Consider the following 22,559-nt stretch of genomic DNA (forward strand, 5'->3'; position numbering starts at 1 on the left):
TCTACCTTTCCCCTATTCCGCGTTTGCTTAAGAAAGTTTAAATACAAACAGATTGAATTAATTTAACTTACGATTGATTGCGAAAAATTTACATCTTCCATTTGAGAGGAATCATGACATTGTCTTGCTTGCGATCGACAAATCCCTGATACTGTATGGAAACCAAACTGAGTTTTTAATGTAACTTTGTTACAATTGCCAAAACCTTTCGCAACTTTTCGCAAGAGTCACTAGGTAGTGACATATTAAACAATACAATAGTCACTCATGGGTGACAAGATGCAAAGCCCAGCAACTTAACAATTTGTAACACATGATTCGCAATAAAGAGGAGACAAAAGCTAGAATCCTTGCTGCCGTTGGTTCTGTACTCGCAAGATCGGGGTTTCAAAAGGTGGGAGTCAATGCGATCGCCAAAGAAGCTGGGGTCGATAAAGTACTGATCTACCGTTACTTTGAGAATCTTGCCTCATTGTTGGGAGCCTATGGGTGCAGCAGCGACTTTTGGTTGACATTAGATGAAGTCGTCGATCGCGAAATGCTGGCTGACGAAAAAATTCCTTTTGCCAACAAAATGACCAGTATGCTGCTGCGATTTTTGCATGGTTTGCAAAAGCGACCCGTAACCCAAGAAATTATGCGTTGGGAGCTATTGGAGCAAAACGAACTAACCGATGAATTACACAAAGTAAGAGAAGATCTGGGGAAATCGCTTTTAGATATTCTGCAAAGCCAAGAAGCGATCGCCGAAGAAGTCGATTTACCAGCAATTAGTGCTGTGTTGGGGGCGGGATTGGTATTTTTATTACTCAAATCAAAAACCAACAACTGTTTTTTGGGCGTAGATTTGCAATCTCCTGAAGGTTGGCAACGTATCGAGTCAGCTGTTACCTATATCGTTCAAGCAACGCTCCAAAAAATAGAGACAGAAAAGTAGAGAATTACAAGGGCAATCTCGAGTCTCATGCGAATTAATTCCCATGAATTTCAATTTGACCCCGATCTAATTCCAAAACCACCTCGTCTCCATAGTTCAGATTTCGGATCGATGGCATCAGAAGCTCAAGGATTTCTGGTGCTTGAAAATGTTCAGGCTTTGTCTCAGGATGGGGGTAATAAATCAGTCCCTCGAACTTTTTGCCGCTATTCAGGATAACGCGACAGTCAAAAAAGGAAAAGTCCTCAGCAGGTTCGCTATCAGCCCATTTGACATCCCTAAATGTATATTTGGATTTTTCGATCGCGTACAGATAAGGATAAATGGAAACATTGATCGTTCCGAGGAAGTATCCAGAAATATCCAGTCCCTTCTCTGCAAACAAAGGTTTCTGCATAGCGATCGTTCCTTTTGGGAATCGCGGATCGCCTGACTTCCCTGAAGCCACACCATGTCCTTTTTTTATAATTCCCTTGACTTGAATCCAATCACTCATTACATCACGATCGCTTCTATCCTCTACAATTTAAACATATAGCCAAGTTTTGCATAAACCGCATGAACGCAGGAGATACCTCCCCTAAAAGCCCAACCAGTACGATCTTAGAAATTCTCCATCATCTCTCTATGGGTGACGATCTGACAAGTCAGCAGCAAAAGCAATTAGAAGCTGATATTTTGCGGGACGATGCTAGAGCCAGAGCCTTTGATATTACCCAGCATAATGTCGAACATGAGGTAGAGCAGCGATCGCGCCTAGCCCAGCCTGTATGCGATTTACTACGTCAAGATTTGCCTGACTTTAAGCAAGATTCTACTTTTTTAGAAACTTTATGGCATCTGTGGCTCCCCTTAGCCATACGTCTCGCCGATCGCCAACAGCAATTAGATCGTCCGTTTATCCAAGGAGTTTTAGGGGGGCAGGGCACAGGCAAAACGACACTCGGAGACATTCTAGAGAGAATCTTGAGGCTGTTAGGTAAAAGTTGCGTCAGTATCTCTTTGGATGACCTCTATAAGACCTATGCCGATCGCCAACAATTGAGAGAACGCGATCCGCGTTTGATCTGGCGCGGTCCACCAGGTACTCATGATGTTGAGCTTGGGATTGAAACCTTGGAGCGATTGCGCGATCGCTCGACTAGCATAGAGATTCCCCATTTTGATAAATCACTCCATGATGGCGCAGGCGATCGCACTTTGCCATTACAGCATCAGGGTGCGGATATGGTTTGGTTTGAAGGTTGGTTTGTTGGCGTGCATCCTTTGCCAATTTCCAAATTCTCCAAATATACGCCACCACTAGTCTCTGAAGCAGATCGAGAATTCGCCTTGGAGTGCAATGCCAGACTCTACGATTACATTCCCTTGTGGCAGCGATTAGATAGTCTAATTGTGCTCAAACCACTGAGCTACGAATTCAGTCTGCAATGGCGACAGGAAGCAGAACACAAACGCATTTCTCAGGGTAAAGCTGGCATGAGCGATGCTGAAATTCTCGAATTCGTGCAATATTTTTGGCGATCGCTACCACCAGACCTGTTTATGACACCGCTAACCCAAAGTTCCAAAGTTTGGAACCTCGCGATCGATCTTGTCGTAGCGATCGATGCCCATCATCTTCCCTGTGCAATCTATCGTCCCGATTAAGATTTGCTGAAAACTTTATAGGCGATCGCGCCAAGGAGCATTGCCCCCAAGACAGGAATCCAGTTATAGCGAATCCAATAAAGGAGATTATTGAAAAAATACAGTGCCTCGCGGGATATCCAGACGGCAATTACGATCGCTGCGGTTTCCTAAAGATACCCGATATGCTCAAGCCAGTCACAATCAAACCGATGAGTCCCAATCCATTGAGAATTGGATAAAAAGCCTGCAAATGGAAGATCTCACCAGTATGAATCTGTATGAGTAGGTTAGATTTCACGCCAATATTTAGCTGCCATTCTTGGACAACCGTGATCAATATTCCTGTAACTAGCGTTAGAAAGAGCGGAAGGCAAACAGTCAGGGCTATATAACGGTGCAACTTGCGAAAAAGGAAAAATTTCATCATTCGTTTGTTCCTATGATTTTTTGTGGAAAGATAACCTATAAGCAATACGATAGATCTTCGCACATTTAGATCGGCTCAATCTCCCAAATAGGCTTCAATTACCGCAGGATCGTTTTTAACCACTTCAGGTTCGCCCAACGCAATCAATTGACCAAAGTCTAAAACCGCAATGCGATCGCATAGCCCCATCACCAACGGAACGTGGTGTTCGATCAACAGCACCGTCAAGTTAAACTGGTCGCGAATCTGGCGAATGAACTCGCTCAACTGTTTCTTTTCATTGGGATTCATGCCTGCGGCGGGTTCGTCCAATAACAGAACTTGGGGCTGTAAAGCCAAAGCACGGGCGATTTCAAGGCGGCGCTGATCGCCATAGGCAAAGTTTTTGGCTTTTTGATCGGATTTCTCAATTAAACCAACCAAATCGAGAAGCGAAAGAGCGTTATTGCGGGTGTGACGTTCCTCTCTGGCTGTCGGTGGCAAACCTAAAATGCCGCGAAAGATGCCTGTTTTGGTATGAATATGGTGGGCGATCGCTACATTTTCTAATGCCGACAATTCACCAAAGAGCCGAATATTTTGGAATGTCCGCGCAATCCCGCAAGCCGCAATTCGATGAGGTCGCAATTTGGTAATGTCTCGCCCTTCATAAACCAGTTTGCCGCTAGAGGGAGGTAATAAACCCGTAATCATATTGAATAGGGTCGTTTTTCCCGCTCCGTTTGGACCAATCAAGCCAAAAATCTCATTTCGATTCACTGAAAAAGAGACTTGATTGACTGCGACCAAGCCACCAAAGCGACGGGTAATTGACCTGACATCCAAACAACTTTCTTCCAAGTTTTTACCTCCTTCTAATCGCGAATTTTAAGAAAAAAAGCTTTTGGCTTTTGAACCGACAACTGTTAACTGACAATTGACAACTGACAACTGAATTCTATCCATCATCAAGATTCACATTATGTTTAGCATTCCAAGGTGCAAAAAAGGGTAAAAGCAGCAGTCCTGGGATTGCAGCAATCAACGTAATCAAAAAGAATAAAGGCCACCCTTTGCGATCGCTTCCTGCTAAATAAATCACTTCGCTGAGTGCAGGTTGTGTAGGAACATACTGTTGCAACCGTTGTGCGATTTCGCCAGCAGCAGGAGAAGCCAACAGATCGCGACCTACAGCAAAAAGACTAGAAAACAAAGCAAACTGTGTTGCTGAAAAACTAGGATTGCATAGACTCATCAAAAAACCCAAAAAAGCAGCATTGCCCAAACCACCACAAAAGTTCTCGACGTTAATTGCGGCAATTAGCCAATAGAGATTTTTCCCTGCGATCGCCAAAGCAAAATAGCCCAAATTGCTCACGCCTTGCAAAATCCCAAAAATCCAAAGCGATCGGTTCACACCAATTTGACTGAGAATCGCTCCACCAGCCAAAGTCCCGACAATCGTAGCAATCCAACCTAAGCCATTCCTGTAATAACCGATCTCTGCGTCACTAAATTCCAGTCCTTTACCACCCAAAAAAGATACTGCCATGGTGTTGACCATGTTATCGCCCAAACGATAAAGGATGATAAACATCAACGCTAGTACAACTTGCTTCCAGCCCAGTCTGCTCAGAAATTCAAAAAACGGTCTAATCACAGCTTGATCGAGCGTTTCTGGTGGGGTAACAGGTCGAACAGGTTCAGGCGACCAGATTGCAGTAAATATACTTAATCCCATTAAAACCGCCATCAAAGCATAAACCCAAGCCCAGCCGATCCGATCGGCAAGTACAAATCCAATAACACCTGTCAAGATCAGTGCTATGCGATACCCAGTTACATAAGTGCCCACGCCTGCACCGAATTCCCTCTCTTCCAAGACATCAGTACGATAGGCATCAATCACAATGTCTTGTGTCGCACTCAGAAACGCGATCGCAAAAGCAGCAAATATCGAAAGATTGAGTGCAATCGATCGAGCTTCACCAGTTAAGCTTATTACTATTGATATTTGCGTAGAAATTAGCAAAATCGCCAATACTAAGCCCACCTGCGAGATCGCCATCCACCCACGTCGCCTTCCTAAAAAAGGGGGTACAAAGCGATCGACAAACGGTGACCAAAGAAATTTTAGAGAGTAGGGCAATTTGACCCAACCAACAAGAAACCCAATAGTGCTTAAATCTAGTTGAGCCTTTGTCATCCATGCTTTAAAAGCGTCATCTATTAATGCATAGGGAAGTCCTGACGAAAAACCTAAAAATAGCAGAGCAGCCATCTTCCGACTTCGAAATACTTTCAGCAAAGATTCAGTTGCTCTCATTGGTTAACAGTTGCTTGCATTGGTTAAGAAGAACACATAAATTGACAAAATTTCTACACAATTCTGAAGACATTCCATGTAGCTAATAACAATTCTTGAGATTAGATTACAATATATAGATAAGCGGAGACGAAAGTTTCCGTTCACTCCTCACACCACATTCCGCCTAGGCATTTTGTCTAGGCGGTTTCTTATGGATATTCTTTTCAATAAGCAGTTTTACTTACTTAAATCTTAAACTTAGCTAACCCAAAGATTGCGAGACTTCAAAATTTCTTTCAACTGTCTATTGTAATAACTCAGTGCTTGACGGCGAAATGCATAAGGAAATCGTTTATTTGTGTTACTGCACTTAACTGTTATACTAGCTACAAAGTTATTTGCCTTAAAAGCTGTCCACTTATTACCATAGGGAGTTAACAGAACATGTCATCAGCGGTTGCAGTCACAGATTCTAGCTTTGAGCAGGACGTAATAAACAGCGAAGTGCCTGTTCTGGTTGATTTCTGGGCACCTTGGTGTGGTCCTTGTCGCATGGTAGCTCCTGTGGTTGATGAAATTGCCGAGCAATATGAAGGCAAAATCAAAGTTGTGAAGCTCAACACCGATGAGAACCCTAACGTTGCCAGTCAATATGGCATTCGGAGCATCCCTACACTCATGCTGTTCAAGGCAGGTCAAAGGGTCGATGTAGTTGTTGGTGCTGTTCCAAAGGCTACGCTCGCAGGAACGATTGAGAAATATCTCTAAATATCTCTCTGCGTCTTTGCCAGTAAGCATATATTCAAGCCTATCTAGCTAGAGAACCTAATTTGTGTGCCTAAGCAAAAAACGGTTGAGATTCTTTCTGCTGATGAATTACGTCGTACTGTAAATCGATTGGCATCTCAGGTAATTGAGGGTAGTGGTAGTCTGTCAGAGATTGCCTTATTGGGGATTCGTACCAGAGGTGTCCCTTTAGGCGAACTAATTGCCAAACAGATTCTGCTCTTAGAAGGGGTATCTGTACCTGTAGGTGCGATCGATATTACGTTTTACCGAGACGATTTAGATCGGATTGGTTTGCGTGCGCCTGGTAAAACAGAAATCCCGTTTGATATTAACGGCAAGCTAGTCGTTCTCGTGGACGATGTTATTTTCAGCGGTCGTACGATTGGTGCGGCGTTGAGTGCAATCCATGACTATGGCAGACCTAAAATAGTTAGGCTGCTGGTTTTAGTGGATCGAGGGCATAGGGAGCTACCGATTCATCCCGATTTTGTTGGGAAGACTCTACCCACTGCCAAAGACGAGCAGATAAAAGTTTTTCTCCAAGATCTTGACCAACGAGATGGGGTCGTGCTGATCAAGCCGATCGCTGAGTAGAACTGATTAGCTAGGCAGAAGTCTTACTCCTGAGAATCTTCATGATTTCTGAGATGCTTTGGTATGGGCAAGGAACCTCAAACTGACATTAAGTATAACCACCTATTATGTCAGGCATTTAGATTAATCATCGTAACTTATGTTGCAAAATGCAAAGCCACTGCTTATGCTGATATATAGGTAATCAAACTTGAATAGTCCGTTATCAAATTTCAATTTCGATCGTGGCTATCCTCGTAGCAAATTCCGATTAACTTTTTGGTTGTTTTGTGAACTTAGCAATTGAAGAATATTGCGTTGTATTAATCATTAAAAATTAATAGCAAATATGTCCACAATTCTAGCTAAAATTTAAAGTTGCGCTCAGGTTAATTCTTGCCTAGAGCTTAGCAATTTGGAATCAATTCACTAGATGAAAAACTAAGTATTTTTACTCTGTCTCATCGCATTTCTTGAAGTACAAATTGCTTTATGGCTGTCATCAGCCTCTATATAAAGCCATAGGATATCAACATAATATGCCCATTGCAGTTGGAATGATTGAGACCAGAGGCTTTCCTGCTATTGTCGAAGCAGCAGATGCTATGGTCAAAGCCGCTCGTGTCACTCTTGTCGGTTACGAAAAGATTGGTAGCGGGCGTGTAACCGTCATCGTTAGAGGTGACGTGTCTGAGGTGCAAGCCTCCGTATCAGCAGGCGTTGAGTCGGCGAAGCGAGTCAATGGTGGTGAGGTTGTATCTACCCACATTATTGCCAGACCTCATGAAAACCTCGAATATGTCTTACCTATTCGCTATACGCGTGAAGTAGAACAATTCGCTTTTTGAGTAACGCGAACAATATCGATCCGATCGATTCTGAATTATGAATGACTAATTTCTAAAACATCAATGTTCTAGAAATTGTAAAAGACTGATATCTATCACTGAACTTTTAAGGAGAGTATATTTTATGGCGATCGCAGTTGGCATGATCGAAACACTAGGCTTCCCAGCCGTAGTCGAAGCCGCAGATGCTATGGTCAAGGCCGCCCGTGTCACCCTTGTTGGTTACGAAAAGATTGGTAGTGGTCGTGTAACCGTTATCGTTAGAGGGGATGTCTCTGAAGTACAAGCTTCAGTTGCTGCTGGTACTGAGTCTGTAAAAAGAGTCAATGGTGGACAAGTGCTATCTACCCACATCATTGCTCGTCCTCATGAAAACTTAGAATACGTTCTACCGATTCGCTACACCGAAGAAGTCGAACAATTCCGCGATAATGTTAACGCCATCCGTCCTCTAAACAGACCATAGATAGGCGCTTAATGTAGCCCTATAGGGTCATCAGCCACGAAATGACTGCGAGTCAAGAATTATGAACTCAGCGATCGCTATTGCGATCTCAATTCAAACTTCGCGACTCTTTTTCACCTCTCCATAGAATCATGCAAATCGCTAAAGTTGTCGGCACAGTTGTCAGTACATACAAAGAGGACAATCTATCAGGAACAAAGTTTTTGATGTTGCAACTCATTGATATTGAAGGACAACTCTCGTTAGACTATGAAGTGGCAGCCGATACGGTAGGAGCAGGTGTAGAAGAGTGGGTACTCGTAAGTCGTGGTAGTGGTGCACGTCTTGTACGAGATAGTGAAAAACGTCCCATTGACGCTGCTGTGATAGCAATCATTGATACAGTTAGCCTTGATAATTACCTTCTTTACAGCAAAAAATCTGAAGGAAGATAACCCTTACTAATTCGATCCAAATATTTTATTTCGATCCAAAAATATTCAAGGCTAATCAATTCGTGAGAAAATTATTTAGAGAGAATCTTATCGGTTTTGTGATGTCTCGCAGTCCGAAGATTTATTCCAGATTTATCAAGCATCTATATTTAGAATTCACATCCTCTCGCCTTTGCGTGTTCGGTCAGTAGGATAGCTAAGTAAGCTATTTAGTTAACGGATTTACGGACACTTCTAAATTCATTTTTTATCATTAGTAATCGTTATTTGGAGAGTGCGCTTTTAGCTCACCGATGTCACCGCGATCGCGGTAATCAAGGAAGTTTTATGGCACGTTTAAGAGTATGGTAGTTCGTAGCTTTGCTGCTCCCCCCACCCCTTGGTCTAAAAATTTAGCTGAGCCAACAATTGACTCATCTGCCTATGTTCATTCCTTTTCTAACATCATAGGTGATGTTCGGATTGGAGCGAATGTTCTCGTTGCACCTGGAACTTCTATTCGTGCTGATGAGGGCAACCCATTTCGCATCGGTGATAACACGAATATTCAAGATGGCGTTGTCATTCATGGACTCGAACAAGGGCGAGTAACTGGGGATGATGACAAACAATACTCTGTTTGGATTGGTAATAACTCTTCGATTACCCACATGGCATTAATCCATGGACCTGCTTATGTTGGAGATAACTGCTTTATTGGCTTTCGCTCTACAGTCTTTAACGCTATTGTGGGAGATGGCTGCATTATAGGAATGCACGTACTTGTAGAAGATGTAGAGATTCCAGAAGGTAAGTATGTGCCCTCTGGATCTGTAATTACAACGCAACAGCAAGCCGACCGCTTGCCTGATGTTCATGAAGACGAACAAAAATTTGCCAGTCATGTGATTGGTGTAAATAATGCATTGCGAATGGGCTATCGCTGTGCCGATAATATTGAATGTATCGCCCCTATTCGTGATAATTTGCGCAAGCCCGCCAAACAGTCCTCTAAAGCGAATGGAGCGAAAGCAGCAAAAGCAGCGAAAGCAACGACTGAATCAAAATCTACTAATCAAAACCTCACGAATATGCAGTCACAGAACGGACAACACAAACAGGATCTTGCAGGTCAAGTTCGCCAACTTTTAGCTCAAGGACTTCGGGTCGGCGCAGAGTATGCGGATGAGCGGCGTTTTCGTACGAGTTCTTGGCAGAGTTTTACCTTGCCACAATCTAGCAGCGAATCAACTGTGATTTCTGCAATCCAAACTTGCTTGCAAGAACATACGGGTGAATATGTCCGTCTGGTTGGTATCGATCAAAAAGCAAAACGTCGGGTTCAAGAAATTATCGTGCAGCGTCCTGACGACCAACCTGTGGCTGCTTCGACAGGTGCGAGTTCTTCTCCATCTTCCTACAGCGCTAGTTCCAATGTGGGAGCGACTCATAGCCCTTCAAACAGTGGCGGCAATGGAAGTGGTTTGTCCCAAGATTTGCTCAGTCAGCTCAGACAGGCACTAGCTCAAGGTCACCGTGTGAGCACCGAGTTTGCCGATGAGCGACGTCTCAAGGCGAGTGCTTGGCAAACAGGGGTTGCTTTTGATGCCTCCAACGAAGCAGGGGTAGTTTCAGCTTTGTCATCTTATGTTGCAGAACATAGTAATGAATATGTGCGCTTGGTGGGCGTCGATCCAAAAGCCAAACGTCGCATTTTTGAAGCGATCGTGCATCGTCCAGGTCAAGCACCAATCTCAGCAAGTAGTTCTTCTTCACAGGCTTCTGGTTCTTCGTCGCGAACTGGCGTTAGCTCGGCTGGTGTTGGTGCAGATTTGGCAAGTCAAGTCAGAAATTTGTTGAGCCAAGGCAATCGCATTACGGTCGAACATGCTGACGATCGCCGCATGCGAACCAGCGCATGGGTTCCCTGCGCTCCAATTACTGCCACACACGAATCAGGGGTCATGGCTACCTTGCAATCTTATTTACAGGAATTTTCTGGTGAGTATATTCGCTTAGTGGGTGTCGATCCAAAAGCCAAACGTCGGGTTGTGGAAACCATCATTCATCGCCCAGGTGGTAACCCAAGTGGTAATGCTGCTCCAAGTGCTAGTTCTGCCGCTTCAAGTGGCAAAGCCCAAGGTACAGCCCAAGCCTATTTAGGTAAGCTCAGTGCTGATATTGTGAATCGCGTGCGTCAGTTGCTGTCACAGGGCTATCGCATTGGCACAGAGCATACCGATGAGCGTCGCTTCCGCATTAGTTCTTGGCATAGCTGCGCTCCTCTAGAAGCAACAACGGAAGCATCTGTGATTGCAGCACTCGAAGCCTGTATGAACGAACACAGTGGTGACTATGTTCGTCTCCTTGGAATCGATCCCAAGGCAAAGCGTCGTGTATTTGAAGGAATTATTCAACGTCCTTAATCTGCTCTGCTTTAGAGCGTCAATCGAGTAAGTCAACCAAATAAGTCAATGCATTTGCCACCTCTGGAACCAATTGGTGATTTTCACACCTACATAAGTGGCGATGTCACAATTCATCCTAGTGCGGCGATCGCACCAGGAGTATTAATCCAAGCAGATCCTGGCAGCAAAATTACAATTGCGGCTGGGGTCTGCATTGGTATGGGCACCGTTTTACACGCTCAAGATGGCTGGATTGAAATCGGCGCAGGGGTAAATCTCGGCGCTGGGGTTCTCATCTTCGGTAAGAGCAAAGTTGGCGAAAATGCCTGTGTGGGCTCGTCTAGTTCGATTGTGAACTATGCGATCGCGGCAAGGGCTTTAATTGCACCTGGATCTTTGCTTTATGAAACCATAGCTCCCCCTAGTGAAGCGATCGCGCCAGCTATACCGACGATATCAGAGGTTCCCACGCCTCCAATACCCACACCTCCAGTGCCAGTAACCATAGAGAAACCGACAGAAACGCTTTCAACTGAACCCATATCCACGTTTGTCGATCCATCACCCTATAAACCACCCGAACTGATTTCTGTGAGTTCGCCTTTTCCAGCAACTCCTTTTGTCCCACCACCATTGCTAAACCAGCCTTTCAATCAGCCTATCAGTCAGCCTATCAGTGCCATTCCCGCTCGAGCTTCCCTGACCCCAGAAATGGCTGAGGTAGAGTCACAGATCTCAGAAGTTCAAATCTCAGATGCCCAAATACCAACAAATATCACTGCACAGCAAACTTACGGGCAAACGCAGCTCAATCAACTAATGGGCAAACTCTTTGCTCACAGACAAAATAATCTCATTCAGCCCCTTCAACCTCCTAACCCACCAGCATAAGCCCAAAGATAGGTTTTAGAGATATGGAGATGGAACCTTTCCCATGCATCCTATAGCAGTGCTACCTTATTAAAAGAAACTTTACAATCGCCAAAGCCCTTATATCTGATGCCTAAATGCGTAATTAACCGACGTGCTGAATTTTCGGCAAGTCATCGTTATTGGCTACCCGAACTCTCAGATCGTGACAACCAAATCAAATTTGGCGGTTGCTCTAACTTTCCTGGGCACGGTCATAACTATGTTTTGTTTGTTTCGATGTTGGGAGAGATTAATGACACTGGCATGGTGCTAAACCTATCTCAGGTGAAGCATATTATTGCTAAAGAAGTCACCTCTCAGCTAAATTTTAGCTATCTAAATCATGCTTGGGCTGAGTTTGAGCAAACCTTGCCAACAACTGAAAATATTGCCCGCGTTATATGGCAACGTCTGGCCCCCCATTTGCCATTGGTTAAAATTCGACTATTTGAACATCCCGAACTCTGGGCAGATTATCAAGGTAAAGCTATGCACGCAAATCTCACAGTTAGTACGCACTTTTCGGCAGCTCATCGTTTGGCGCTCGATCATCTCAGTTTCGATGAAAACTCAGAAATTTATGGCAAATGCGCTCGTGTAAATGGGCATGGTCATAACTATCATCTAGAAGTGACGATTCGTGGTGAGATCCATCCGCGTACGGGCATGATTGCCGACTTAGGAAAAGTGCAACAGGCGATCGCTGAGTATGTGCTCGATCCAATGGATCATACCTTTTTAAATAAGGACATTCCTTACTTTGCCGATGTCGTGCCTACGGCAGAGAATATCGCGATTTACATTCAGACTGTCTTAACCCTGCCCATTCGCGAATTGGGTGCTGAGCTGTACTGCGTAAAATTGATCGAAAGTCCAAATAATTCTTGTGAGGTGTACAGTCCCGATCTGCTGTTGCAAGTCGAGCAGTCTTTGGCGGAAGCGATTCCAGAGCCTATGGCGATCGCATAGCTTGAAATTTTGACTTGGACGTATTATTTAGTTAGGGTAATAGGGGCATTATGAACTCTATTGCCCTAGATTTGCGATCGAGCCCACGGTAGTTTGTTCTCTATGAATCACTACATAGTTTTTTACTACATAGCTTTTGTAAGGACAGTTAACAGGGTAAGCTACCCATATGGTTTTATGCCACGATTCAGCAATGCCTACGCAATGGTAATGATTTTCTAAATCCTGTGGACAAATCGTTCTATGACACTGCGGAAAAAGACCCTTTTCGCGATCGCTGCAACCCTAATTGGTCTTAATGCTGCACTATATGTCGTGTCATCATCGATTTTAGTGAGAAATGCGCTCGAGGAAGAGAAAGTTAATGCGCATCAAAACATTAAAGAAACCGTCAATATTCTCCTCAACGATCGCCTATTGTTTCAAGAGCGTTGGAATGACTGGAGTCAATGGGATGATACCTACGCATTTATTGAGAATCGCAATCAGACCTATATCTCCTCAAATTTAGGCGATCAACAGTTAGCAAATCTAAAAATTAATGCGATCGCTTATGTCGATCTTAAGGGACAAATCGTTTACAGCACAGGATTTGATTGGCAAAAAAAGCAGCGATCGCCCCTTCCCGAACAGATCGAGCAAGACATAAAGACTGGAAGCCTATTGAGCAGGCAAAAACCTCAGCAGCCTTTGACTAGGCTAGTAATGATGCCCCAAGCGCCGATGTTGATTACGGCCCATCCAATTTTAACCAGCGAAGCTATAGGACCTGTGCGTGGCACTGTGATTTTCGGTCGTTATTTGGACAGTAGTTATCTAAACACCCTAGTTCAAGTATCGGGGCTGAATATTAAAGTACTTACCTATAACGAGCAAAATTTGCCTCTAGAATGGCAAAAAGCAAAAATCGCCTTGGGAAGCAATCCGATCCACCTACCCTCTGAGCCAATACCAGTTTTTATAGAACCACTCAGCGATTCGGTGCTTTCGACCTATACAGTCATCAAAGATCTTGAGGGCAATCCCGATTTACTGTTGCGGATCGATCGAAATCGTACAACTTTCCAAAATGCGCAGCAGGCGGTGATTCAACTGATGTGTTTGATGATAGGAACAGGCACTATCTTTGGTATTGTCACCTTACTCAGTTTAGAAAAACTGGTGCTCTCGCGGATTTCACGCCTGGATAGATGCATTACTGAGATTAGTGCGACTGGCGATCTATCTGCTCGTTTCGGTTTAACTGACGACGATGAGCTGGGAAATTTCACAAATTCGATGAATCAATTGCTGCAAGTGCTGGAGCAGCGCGATCGCCAACAAAGTCAGTCAGCCATTGCCTTACGGCAGAGCGAAAACCGCAATCAAGCGATCGTATCGGCGTTTCCAGATTTAATGATTCGGTTAAATCGAGATGGTACCTATCTAGATATGAAGCCAGGGAAAGATGTAAAAACGCTCTATCCCATTGAGACAACCATTCACAAAAATATTGCAGATTTCCTGCCACCTGACGTCTATCAACAGCGGATGCACCATATAGAACAAGCTCTTTTAACGGGTAAAGTTCAAATTTTTGACTACCAGTTGTCGATCGATGGTGAGATCCTCGACTATGAAGGTCGCATTGCTGTGAGTGGTGAAGATGAAGTTTTGATGATCGTGCGAGACATTAGCGATCGCAAGCGGGCAGATCGGGAGACTCAGTTATTGCTCAGTCTCAATCAAGCAATTAATGAAGCGCCTGATTTTGATGCAGCCTTGCAAGCGTTGCTCCAAGGGGTTTGCGAAGCCACAGGTTGGTACTATGGGGAAGCTTGGTCGGTCAGTGCAGATGGGCTTGTGCTCGAATGTCGGCCTTCCCGTTACTGTAAGCCGCTTGACGATGAAAAGATGGCAGCAGCTCTGCAAGAATTTCGCACGTTTTCAGAGGGATTTTCTTTTTTACCGAATGAGGATCTAGTCGGTCGTGTTTGGGCTAGTCAGCAGGTGGAGTGGATTCAAGACCTTGACTCATATCCTCAAAGTTTCTTGAGAACGAGTTTAGCCACGGCAGCAGATTTAAATTCCTTGTTGGGCATCCCGATTTTGATTAAAGATGAGCCGACCAGTTCTCAAAGTCAGGTCTTAGCGATTCTAGTTTTTTGTACAGTTAAAATTCGGGAACACGATCGCCGCTCGGTTAAATTAATTTCAGATGTAGCCGAACAATTGGGCGCTGCAATTCAACAAAAGCGCACTGCTGCCGAATTGCGAGCCTTATTTAGGGCAATGACTGATGTGATTATGGTGATCGATTCGCAAGGATATTACCTCAAGGTTACGCCTACGAATGATGCGCTTTTGGTCAGACCTGCCGAGGAACTTGTGGGTAAGACGCTATATCAAGTGTTCGAGCGATCGCAGGCAGAGCAATTTATGCATCAGATTTGGCAGGTGCTTAACACCCAGCAAACCCTAAATACCGAGTACCTACTGGAAATCAACGGTAAGCCAATTTGGTTTTCGGCAAGTGTTTCGCCGATCGCCGATGACTCTGTGATCTGGGTAGCAAGAGATATTAGCGATCGCAAAGCCTCTGAACTGGAACTACAGCAAGCTAAAGAAGATGCAGATGCTGCGAACAAAGCTAAAACCAGTTTTCTTGCCAAAATGAGTCATGAGTTACGCACGCCCCTCAATGCCATTCTTGGCTTTACACAACTCATGGTGAGCGATCTAGCCCTCACCCAAGAGCAAAGAGAAAATCTTCGCATCATCAACAACAGTGGCGAACATTTATTGGCTTTGATCAATGATGTTTTGGAAATGTCCAAAATTGAGTTAGGCAAAATCAGTTTAAATGCCAATCATTTCGATCTCTATGCCCTCCTGGATGGCATCCAAGATATGTTACGTCAAAGGGCTGAGACGAAAGGCTTGCAACTGATCTTTGAACGCACGCAGTCACTGCCTCAACATATTGAAACCGATGAAATTAAATTGCGGCAAGTGATGATTAATTTGCTCACCAATGCGATCAAATTTACGCACAGGGGATCTGTTATTTTACGCGCCTCAACAGGAGCGATCGATCGTTCCTCATCGACCGTGAATTTAAAGTTTGAAGTGGAAGACACTGGCGTTGGGATTGCCACGGAAGAAAGCGATTGCGTGTTTGAAATCTTTGCCCAAACTGAATCAGGTGTTAAATCCAATGAGGGAACGGGCTTAGGTTTGCCAATTAGCCGTGAGATTGTACGCTTGATGGGGGGAGATATTACCTTCACCAGCGTTTTAGGGCAGGGCACTGTGTTTCGGTTTGATATTCTCGCCAAGCTCGTCGATCGGGCTGTAGCTCAGGACGACTCAGTAGAAGCAGATCGAGAAGCTAAGACTTCAACGACTTTACGCATCCTTTTAGCTGAAGATAACCCCGTCAATCAAATCGTGGCCCTAAGAATGCTGGGTAAGCTTGGCTATGATGCGGCTGTTGCTAACAATGGCTTAGAAGTCTTGACCTGTTTGCACCAAAGCACCTACGACATCATCTTGATGGACGTGCAAATGCCTGAAATGGATGGTTTAGAGGCAACGCAACAAATTTGCCAGAAATGGCAGCCCCAAGAGCGTCCGATTATTATCGCCATGACAGCAGGAGCCATGCACGAAGATCGCGATCGCTGTCTTGCCGCTGGCATGAATGATTACGTTAGCAAACCCATCCGTTTAGAAACGCTCAAAGCAGCTCTAAATCATTGGGGGGCAAAGATTCATAGCCATTAGTGTTTGGCAATTAGCGGGCAGTTAGGTTTTTACCCCAGCCAATTAAATCAGGCATTGTTTCAATGCATCGACCACAATATCTTGTTGTTCCTCTGATAGTTCGGGAAACATGGGCAACGAAAGGACGCGATCGCTTACGGCTTCCGTAACGGGAAAACTACCTTTCCCATGACCTAAATAGTCATAAACCTTTTGCAAGTGCAAAGGCAAGGGATAGTAAATCATGGAAATTACGCCCAATTCCTTGAGCTTTGCTTGGATCGCGTTGCGATTCCCTTCGGGATGCGTCCCGCCGCGGTTACAAATCTGAATCGTGTATTGATTCCAAACACTGCCTGCACAATCCGCAGGTAATACAATGCCCTCAAGATATTGCAGCGACTGCTGATAGCGAGCGGCGATCACTTTTCTTAAAAAATTCCACTTATCCAGATAGGGAAGCTTTACTCGTAAAATCGCGGCTTGAATCGCATCTAGGCGAGAGTTCATGCCGATGTAGTCGTGATAATACCGTTGGGGGCTGCCATGCTCGCGCAAAACCCGAATTTTCTGTGCGATCGCAGCATCCTTCGTCGTTACCAGTCCACCATCCCCGCAACAACCCAAATTTTTCGTAGGGTAATAGCTAAAGCAACCGATATCACCGATGCTGCCGACTTTACGATCTGCCCAAGTCGCCCCTGTGGATTGAGCGCAATCCTCGATGACATATAAATTATGTTTGCGGGCGATCGCCATCAGTTGGGTCATATCGACGGGACGACCAAACAAATGTACGGGTAAAATCGCACGGGTTCGTTCTGTAATTGCTTGCTCGACCAAAGCGAGGTCAAGGTTAAAGCTATGGGCCTCAATATCGACAAATACAGGTTTTGCCCCCACCATGTCGATTACTTCTGCGCTTGAGAAAAACGTAAAAGGCGTCGTAATCACCTCATCCCCTGCACCAATGTCCAGCGATCGTAAAGCGAGATACAGAGCATCAGTGCCTGAATTGCAAGCCACACCAAATTCTGTGCCAATATATTGCGCAAACTCAGACTCAAATTGGGTGACATGCTCGCCACCGACATAATGACCTGAGGCTAAGACGGCTGTAACCGTTTTGTTTAATTCTTCACCAATTAGTTCAAATTGCTTGGTTACATCAAAAGGAGGAATCTTGATCACGCTTTAGTTAAGGATTGAGTGGATTTAGGTAGGGGGATAGAATTTTAGCCATCAAAATTTAGCGATCGCCAGTATTTCAGGGCAATTCATGAATTGCCCCTGCGATTCTTATGAATCATGCCTGATTGCTATAGGTCGGCTCTAATATAGCTATAAAATTTTGTAGCCATAAATCTTAGATTTTATCTAAAATTGCCAATCTAGGACTTGACTTCCTTCTTTTCATGCCTTGAATAGTCATCTTGGAAGCGAATAATATCGTCTTCCCCAAGATATTCGCCATTTTGCACCTCAATCAAAATCAGCGGAATAACCCCAGGGTTTTCTAAACGGTGAGCCGTACATTGGGGCACATAGGTAGACTGGTTTGTATGCACCATAATTTCATTTTCTCCACAGACAACTCTCGCAGTACCAGATACCACAATCCAGTGTTCGCTGCGATGATGGTGCATCTGTAAGCTCAGTCGATGTCCGGGTCTGACCTCAATGCGCTTTATTTTATAACCTCGCCCTTCCTCTAATACTGTAAAAGAGCCCCAAGGTCTTTGTGTCGCCACTGAGTTTTGACCATCGCCATTGAGAGATGGGATCGACTGAACAGTTTCTTCTACCTGTAGCATAGTGATTTTAATCAGAAGGTGAGGATTACTACTTATTAAGCATATCAGTTTGATTAAGGTGAGTCACTAGCAGGACGAGCAAAAGCTCCGTAAGCTATTCCCAATTTCTACAGGCAGGAACCACAAAATAGGGGCAGATTTTGGCTAAACTAGTAGATCGCATTAACTTTGCATATTCTATAAATCACTCATCGATCGCCTCGGAGATACCTAAATACTATGGCTCGCATGTACTACGACACGGACGCTAATCTTGATTTTTTAGCCAATAAGAAGATCGCCATCATTGGTTATGGATCTCAAGGTCACGCCCATGCCCTTAACCTCAAAGATAGTGGCTTAGATGTGATTGTGGGCTTATATGAAGGCAGCCCATCTTGGGAAAAGGCAACCTCCGAAGGGTTAACTGTTAAAAAAGTTGCCGATGCCGCTGCTGCCGCCGACTTTATTATGATCTTGTTGCCAGACGAAACGCAAAAAGAAATCTTCAACAAAGAAATTGCCCCTAACCTAAAGCCAGGGGATGTGCTTGCCTTTGCCCATGGCTTTAATATTAATTTCGCTCAAGTCGTCCCCCCTGCCCATGTCGATGTCGTGATGGTCGCACCCAAAGGTCCTGGGCATTTGGTGCGTCGCGTGTTTACCCAAGGACAAGGCGTACCTGGCTTGTTTGCCGTTCATCAAGATGCTTCTGGACAAGCCCGCGATCGCGCTATGGCTTATGCACGGGGTATTGGTGCTACTCGTGCAGGTATTTTAGAAACCACGTTTCGCGAAGAAACTGAAACCGATTTGTTTGGCGAGCAGGTCGTTCTTTGCGGTGGCTTGAGCGAACTGATCAAGGCAGGTTTTGAAACCCTTGTCAATGCTGGCTACCAACCCGAATTAGCTTACTTTGAATGTTTGCATGAAGTTAAGTTGATCGTGGATCTTGTCGTTGAAGGTGGTTTGGCAAAAATGCGCCACAGTATCTCAAATACGGCTGAGTATGGCGACTATACCCGTGGACCTCGAATCATCACCGATGACACCCGTGCTGAAATGAAGCGGATTTTGTCTGAAATTCAATCTGGACAATTTGCCCGCGAGTTTGTTTTAGAAAATCTATCTGGCAAAGCAGGTTTTACCGCTATGCGTCGCCGTGAAGCCGAGCACCCAATCGAGGAAGTTGGCAAAGACTTAAGGGCTATGTTTAGCTGGCTCAAGAAAGTCTAGTATTTAGGCAAACTATTTAGACAAACGCAGGGCAATTCATGAATTGCCCTGCGTTTGTCTGCTTCTAGAAATGCCGATCGCTGAATGTCGATCGCTATATTTTCGTTGCCACTACCCTGTAAGTAGAAAAAGAACTTGCCTTTGGGCTTGAACACGCAATGGATTTCTGATAAGGCGCGATCGACTTTAGCAATACTGCACAGCGTCCAAGCACTGACTACACTATCAAACATGCCATCGAGCATAGGTAAGGACTCACCATTCAAAACGCAGCGATTGCAGTTCTTTGTCCTTATCTTTGCCCCAGAGCGAAAAGATGAATTGGGTGGCAATCTCAGAAAACCGCAAACTCATGTATCTTATATCTTGGTCAAAAAATACATTCACAAGCCAGTTATTCCCACCTAGGAACGATTTAAGCTATAATGGCGTAGCATTTTGATATTTAAAGTCAAAATTAACCCTAGAAGCCTTATTTGGAGTTGTCTAGTTCATGCTTGAAACGATCGCCGAGACTTATAATGCCAACCAAATTCAAGTCCTGGAAGGGATAGAGCATGTTCGTAAACGTCCGGGTATGTACATTGGCTCTACAGGACCTAAAGGTTTACACCACCTTGTTTTTGAAGTCGTAGATAATAGCGTTGACGAAGCATTAGGCGGACATTGTAACCTGATTCTCGTAGAACTTTTAGCCGATGGTTCTGTGACGGTTTCTGATAATGGGCGAGGAATTCCCGTTGATATTCACCCCAAAACGGGTAAATCTGCCCTAGAAACCGTCATGACAAAGCTGGGGGCAGGTGGAAAATTTGGCGGGGAAAGCGGTTATAAAGTCTCTGGTGGTCTGCATGGCGTGGGTATTTCTGTGGTCAATGCCCTATCAGAATGGGTAGAAGTGAAGGTCTGGCGGCAGAGCAACGTGTACGAGCATCGCTTTGAGCGTGGTGTCCCCCTAGGCGATATGAAGACGAGCATTGCTGAGTCGCCCAGTCGCGGTACTCAAGTCAGGTTTAAGCCCGATGCCCAAATCTTTCAAACCGATACCGTTTTTGACTTCACAACCTTAGCAGGAAGGTTAAAAGAGCTAGCCTATCTAAATGCAGGCGTAAAAATTCAGTTTACCGATCGCCGCGAAGAAGAACCAAGAATCGAAACCTATCACTATGACGGTGGCATTCGCGAATATGTCGCTTACATGACCCGCGAAAAGGAACCGATTCACCCTGACATTATCTACGTGCAAGGCGAGCGCGATAACGTACAAGTAGAAGTTGCGCTGCAATGGTGTGTGGATGCCTATAACGACAACATTCTCGGATTTGCCAATAACATCCGCACGATCGATGGCGGTACGCACTTAGAAGGATTGAAAACAGTCCTAACTCGAAGTCTTAATGTCATCGCGCGCAAGTTAAAGAAGCTCAAAGAAGGCGATTCTAATCTGGCGGGGGAGAACGTCCGAGAAGGACTAACCGCCGTGATTTCGGTCAAGGTTCCCAATCCAGAGTTTGAAGGGCAAACCAAGACGAAGCTGGGAAATATGGAAGTTCGCGGCATCGTCGATTCTTTCGTGGGCGAAGTTCTGAACGAATATTTGGAGTTCCATCCTGCTGTTGCCATTTCTATTTTAGACAAGGCAATTCAAGCCTTTAATGCAGCTGAGGCGGCTCGACGTGCGCGCGAACTGGTACGCCGCAAATCTGCGCTAGAGTCTTCTACCCTGCCTGGAAAGTTAGCTGACTGTAGTTCTCGAGATCCTAGAGAATCAGAAATCTTTTTGGTGGAAGGTGACTCCGCAGGTGGAAGTGCTAAGCAAGGACGCGATCGCCACTTTCAAGCGATCTTGCCTTTGCGCGGTAAGGTGCTGAATATCGAGAAAGCCGAAGATAGCAAGATTTATAAGAACAACGAAATCCAATCGCTGATTACAGGGTTGGGGTTGGGCATTAAGGGCGAAGAGTTTAATCTCTCCCAACTGCGCTATCACAAGATTATTCTGCTGGCTGATGCGGACGTGGATGGAGCGCACATTCGCACCCTCCTGTTAACCTTCTTTTATCGCTATCAAAGACAGCTTGTCGATCAGGGCTATATCTATATTGGTTGTCCTCCTCTGTATAAAGTGGAACGCGGCAAAAATGCCCAGTATTGCTATACCGATCGCGATTTACAGGTACTTCTCTCCAGTTTCCCTGCCAATGCCAATTACAACATCCAACGGTTTAAAGGGTTGGGTGAAATGATGCCCACGCAGCTCTGGGAAACCACGATGAATCCTGCAACGCGATCGCTCAAGCAAATCACGATCGAAGATGCCGCAGAAGCCGATCGCATTTTCACAATCTTGATGGGCGATAAGGTTGCTCCTCGACGGGAATTTATCGAAACCTATGGGCCTAAGATGAATCTCACGGATTTGGACATTTAGCGTTTATGTGAATTCGGGAAGGGTCATTAGGTTGGGTTAAAACTTGAAGGAAGTATGTGAATTGATATGGCATACAGTGATTTCACATTTAGCAAGGTCAGAGAGTCTTTTCAGCTTACGATTGACGAAAAAACAGATCTCTTTGCTAACACTTCTAAAGCCCAACCTTCGCCAATTCTCAGGACACTACTGCAAGAGAATTTAGCTTTTGCGATCGCGGTCGGCACTGAAAAAGCACGATCGGAGTTTATTATTGCTCAGGTGCTCGGTGAAGTTCGTCGCCAGCTTGATTTCAAGATTTCGCTGTTCTCTGGTTCGGAGTTTACGGTCGATCGCGATCGGGGACTGACAGGATTTTGCGACTTTCTGTTAAGCCGTTCTGAAGAACAGTTGGAAATTACGGAACCAGTGGTGATTATTATTGAGGCAAAACGCGAAGATATTATCGGTGGTGTCGGTCAATGTATCGCAGCCATGGTGGCGGCGCAAATATTTAACGCACAACGGCATAACGAGATTCCGCGCATTTATGGTGCGGTGACGAGTGGTACAAACTGGCGATTCATCACCCTAGAAGGAAATTTAGTCAGGATTGATGCGATCGAATATTACATTAACGAAGTGGATAAGATTTTAGGAATTCTCCTAGAACCCTTGAGATCGGTATGTCAACCCATGCCTGTTTGAAGCAAAG

The 22,559-nt window shown here is 44.8% G+C and carries 22 protein-coding genes; 15 read left to right on the plus strand and 7 right to left on the minus strand.

Translation table 11 applies throughout. The annotated features are described in order from the left end of the window. Positions 1 to 313 precede the first annotated feature (313 nt). The gene (locus ACP2WE_RS08290; protein ID WP_425215084.1) at positions 314 to 937 is read left to right on the plus strand and encodes a TetR/AcrR family transcriptional regulator; all 624 of its coding nucleotides are present in this window, start codon (positions 314 to 316) and stop codon (positions 935 to 937) included. Between the two features lie 34 nt (positions 938 to 971). On the opposite strand, the gene ACP2WE_RS08295 is transcribed toward ACP2WE_RS08290, so the two are convergent. Beyond that, the gene (locus tag ACP2WE_RS08295; RefSeq protein ID WP_425215085.1) at positions 972 to 1,433 is read right to left on the minus strand and encodes a hypothetical protein; all 462 of its coding nucleotides are present in this window, start codon (positions 1,431 to 1,433) and stop codon (positions 972 to 974) included. A 62-nt stretch (positions 1,434 to 1,495) separates the two neighbouring features. On the opposite strand from ACP2WE_RS08295, the gene ACP2WE_RS08300 reads away from it, so the two are divergent. Further along, positions 1,496 to 2,587 (plus strand): glycerate kinase, encoded by a 1,092-nt coding sequence (locus ACP2WE_RS08300; protein WP_425215086.1) that lies wholly within the window; start codon positions 1,496 to 1,498, stop codon positions 2,585 to 2,587. A 130-nt stretch (positions 2,588 to 2,717) separates the two neighbouring features. Here the strand turns inward: ACP2WE_RS08300 and ACP2WE_RS08305 are convergent, their stop codons facing one another. The 3 genes from ACP2WE_RS08305 to ACP2WE_RS08315 all read right to left on the minus strand — a co-directional run bounded on the left by ACP2WE_RS08305 (position 2,718) and on the right by ACP2WE_RS08315 (position 5,256). Beyond that, positions 2,718 to 2,996: a peptidase gene (locus tag ACP2WE_RS08305; protein WP_425215087.1), complete on the minus strand. Its 279-nt coding sequence runs from the start codon at positions 2,994 to 2,996 to the stop codon at positions 2,718 to 2,720. A gap of 75 nt (positions 2,997 to 3,071) precedes the next feature. Beyond that, positions 3,072 to 3,836 (minus strand): ABC transporter ATP-binding protein, encoded by a 765-nt coding sequence (locus tag ACP2WE_RS08310; protein ID WP_425215088.1) that lies wholly within the window; start codon positions 3,834 to 3,836, stop codon positions 3,072 to 3,074. A gap of 97 nt (positions 3,837 to 3,933) precedes the next feature. Then, complete coding sequence (locus ACP2WE_RS08315) at positions 3,934 to 5,256, minus strand: AmpG family muropeptide MFS transporter (protein ID WP_425215089.1); 1,323 nt, start codon at positions 5,254 to 5,256, stop codon at positions 3,934 to 3,936. Between the two features lie 471 nt (positions 5,257 to 5,727). Here ACP2WE_RS08315 and trxA point away from each other — a divergent pair, with 471 nt between their 5' ends. The 9 genes from trxA (at position 5,728) to ACP2WE_RS08360 (ending at position 16,426) form a co-directional block, all read left to right on the plus strand. Then, a complete protein-coding gene (gene trxA / locus ACP2WE_RS08320; protein WP_330483805.1) occupies positions 5,728 to 6,051 on the plus strand; it encodes a thioredoxin in 324 nt (107 codons plus the stop codon). Positions 6,052 to 6,117: 66 nt separating this feature from the next. Beyond that, the gene (pyrR, locus tag ACP2WE_RS08325; RefSeq protein WP_425215090.1) at positions 6,118 to 6,666 is read left to right on the plus strand and encodes a bifunctional pyr operon transcriptional regulator/uracil phosphoribosyltransferase PyrR; all 549 of its coding nucleotides are present in this window, start codon (positions 6,118 to 6,120) and stop codon (positions 6,664 to 6,666) included. A 518-nt stretch (positions 6,667 to 7,184) separates the two neighbouring features. Then, positions 7,185 to 7,493, plus strand: a complete 309-nt coding sequence (locus ACP2WE_RS08330; protein ID WP_330483803.1) for a carbon dioxide-concentrating mechanism protein CcmK — start codon at positions 7,185 to 7,187, stop codon at positions 7,491 to 7,493. A 124-nt stretch (positions 7,494 to 7,617) separates the two neighbouring features. Then, positions 7,618 to 7,959 carry a carbon dioxide-concentrating mechanism protein CcmK gene (locus ACP2WE_RS08335; protein ID WP_330483802.1) on the plus strand — a complete coding sequence of 114 codons (342 nt, stop codon included), beginning with the start codon at positions 7,618 to 7,620 and terminating at the stop codon, positions 7,957 to 7,959. Between the two features lie 131 nt (positions 7,960 to 8,090). After that, positions 8,091 to 8,393 (plus strand): beta-carboxysome shell vertex protein CcmL, encoded by a 303-nt coding sequence (gene ccmL, locus ACP2WE_RS08340; protein ID WP_425215091.1) that lies wholly within the window; start codon positions 8,091 to 8,093, stop codon positions 8,391 to 8,393. Positions 8,394 to 8,737: 344 nt separating this feature from the next. Next, entirely contained in the window at positions 8,738 to 10,798 is a 2,061-nt protein-coding gene (ccmM, locus tag ACP2WE_RS08345; protein ID WP_425215092.1) for a beta-carboxysome scaffolding protein CcmM, read from the plus strand. Between the two features lie 48 nt (positions 10,799 to 10,846). After that, complete coding sequence (gene ccmN / locus ACP2WE_RS08350) at positions 10,847 to 11,671, plus strand: beta-carboxysome scaffolding protein CcmN (RefSeq protein ID WP_425215093.1); 825 nt, start codon at positions 10,847 to 10,849, stop codon at positions 11,669 to 11,671. A 108-nt stretch (positions 11,672 to 11,779) separates the two neighbouring features. Beyond that, positions 11,780 to 12,661: a 6-carboxytetrahydropterin synthase gene (locus tag ACP2WE_RS08355; protein ID WP_425215094.1), complete on the plus strand. Its 882-nt coding sequence runs from the start codon at positions 11,780 to 11,782 to the stop codon at positions 12,659 to 12,661. Between the two features lie 243 nt (positions 12,662 to 12,904). Next, the gene (locus ACP2WE_RS08360) at positions 12,905 to 16,426 is read left to right on the plus strand and encodes a CHASE4 domain-containing protein (RefSeq protein WP_425215095.1); all 3,522 of its coding nucleotides are present in this window, start codon (positions 12,905 to 12,907) and stop codon (positions 16,424 to 16,426) included. 42 nt (positions 16,427 to 16,468) lie between these two features. Here the strand turns inward: ACP2WE_RS08360 and ACP2WE_RS08365 are convergent, their stop codons facing one another. Then, positions 16,469 to 17,596, minus strand: a complete 1,128-nt coding sequence (locus ACP2WE_RS08365) for a DegT/DnrJ/EryC1/StrS family aminotransferase (RefSeq protein ID WP_425215096.1) — start codon at positions 17,594 to 17,596, stop codon at positions 16,469 to 16,471. Positions 17,597 to 17,796: 200 nt separating this feature from the next. After that, complete coding sequence (locus ACP2WE_RS08370) at positions 17,797 to 18,219, minus strand: cupin domain-containing protein (protein WP_425215097.1); 423 nt, start codon at positions 18,217 to 18,219, stop codon at positions 17,797 to 17,799. A 219-nt stretch (positions 18,220 to 18,438) separates the two neighbouring features. Here ACP2WE_RS08370 and ilvC point away from each other — a divergent pair, with 219 nt between their 5' ends. Beyond that, entirely contained in the window at positions 18,439 to 19,434 is a 996-nt protein-coding gene (gene ilvC, locus ACP2WE_RS08375; RefSeq protein ID WP_425215098.1) for a ketol-acid reductoisomerase, read from the plus strand. Here ilvC and ACP2WE_RS08380 read toward each other — a convergent pair. Then, a complete protein-coding gene (locus tag ACP2WE_RS08380) occupies positions 19,431 to 19,667 on the minus strand; it encodes a methyltransferase domain-containing protein (RefSeq protein WP_425215099.1) in 237 nt (78 codons plus the stop codon). The two genes, ilvC and ACP2WE_RS08380, sit on opposite strands and share 4 nt — an antisense overlap. On the opposite strand from ACP2WE_RS08380, the gene ACP2WE_RS08385 reads away from it, so the two are divergent. From ACP2WE_RS08385 to ACP2WE_RS08395, 3 genes are all read left to right on the plus strand, one after another. After that, positions 19,666 to 19,842 carry a hypothetical protein gene (locus ACP2WE_RS08385; RefSeq protein ID WP_425215100.1) on the plus strand — a complete coding sequence of 59 codons (177 nt, stop codon included), beginning with the start codon at positions 19,666 to 19,668 and terminating at the stop codon, positions 19,840 to 19,842. The genes ACP2WE_RS08380 and ACP2WE_RS08385 overlap by 2 nt on opposite strands. Before the next feature lie 85 nt (positions 19,843 to 19,927). Further along, positions 19,928 to 21,865: a DNA topoisomerase (ATP-hydrolyzing) subunit B gene (gene gyrB / locus ACP2WE_RS08390; RefSeq protein ID WP_425215101.1), complete on the plus strand. Its 1,938-nt coding sequence runs from the start codon at positions 19,928 to 19,930 to the stop codon at positions 21,863 to 21,865. Between the two features lie 66 nt (positions 21,866 to 21,931). Continuing rightward, a complete protein-coding gene (locus ACP2WE_RS08395; protein ID WP_425215102.1) occupies positions 21,932 to 22,552 on the plus strand; it encodes a hypothetical protein in 621 nt (206 codons plus the stop codon). Positions 22,553 to 22,559: the final 7 nt, after the last annotated feature.

It is taken from the genome of Tumidithrix helvetica PCC 7403 (assembly GCF_965232925.1).
Taxonomy (GTDB): domain Bacteria; phylum Cyanobacteriota; class Cyanobacteriia; order Pseudanabaenales; family Pseudanabaenaceae; genus Tumidithrix; species Tumidithrix helvetica.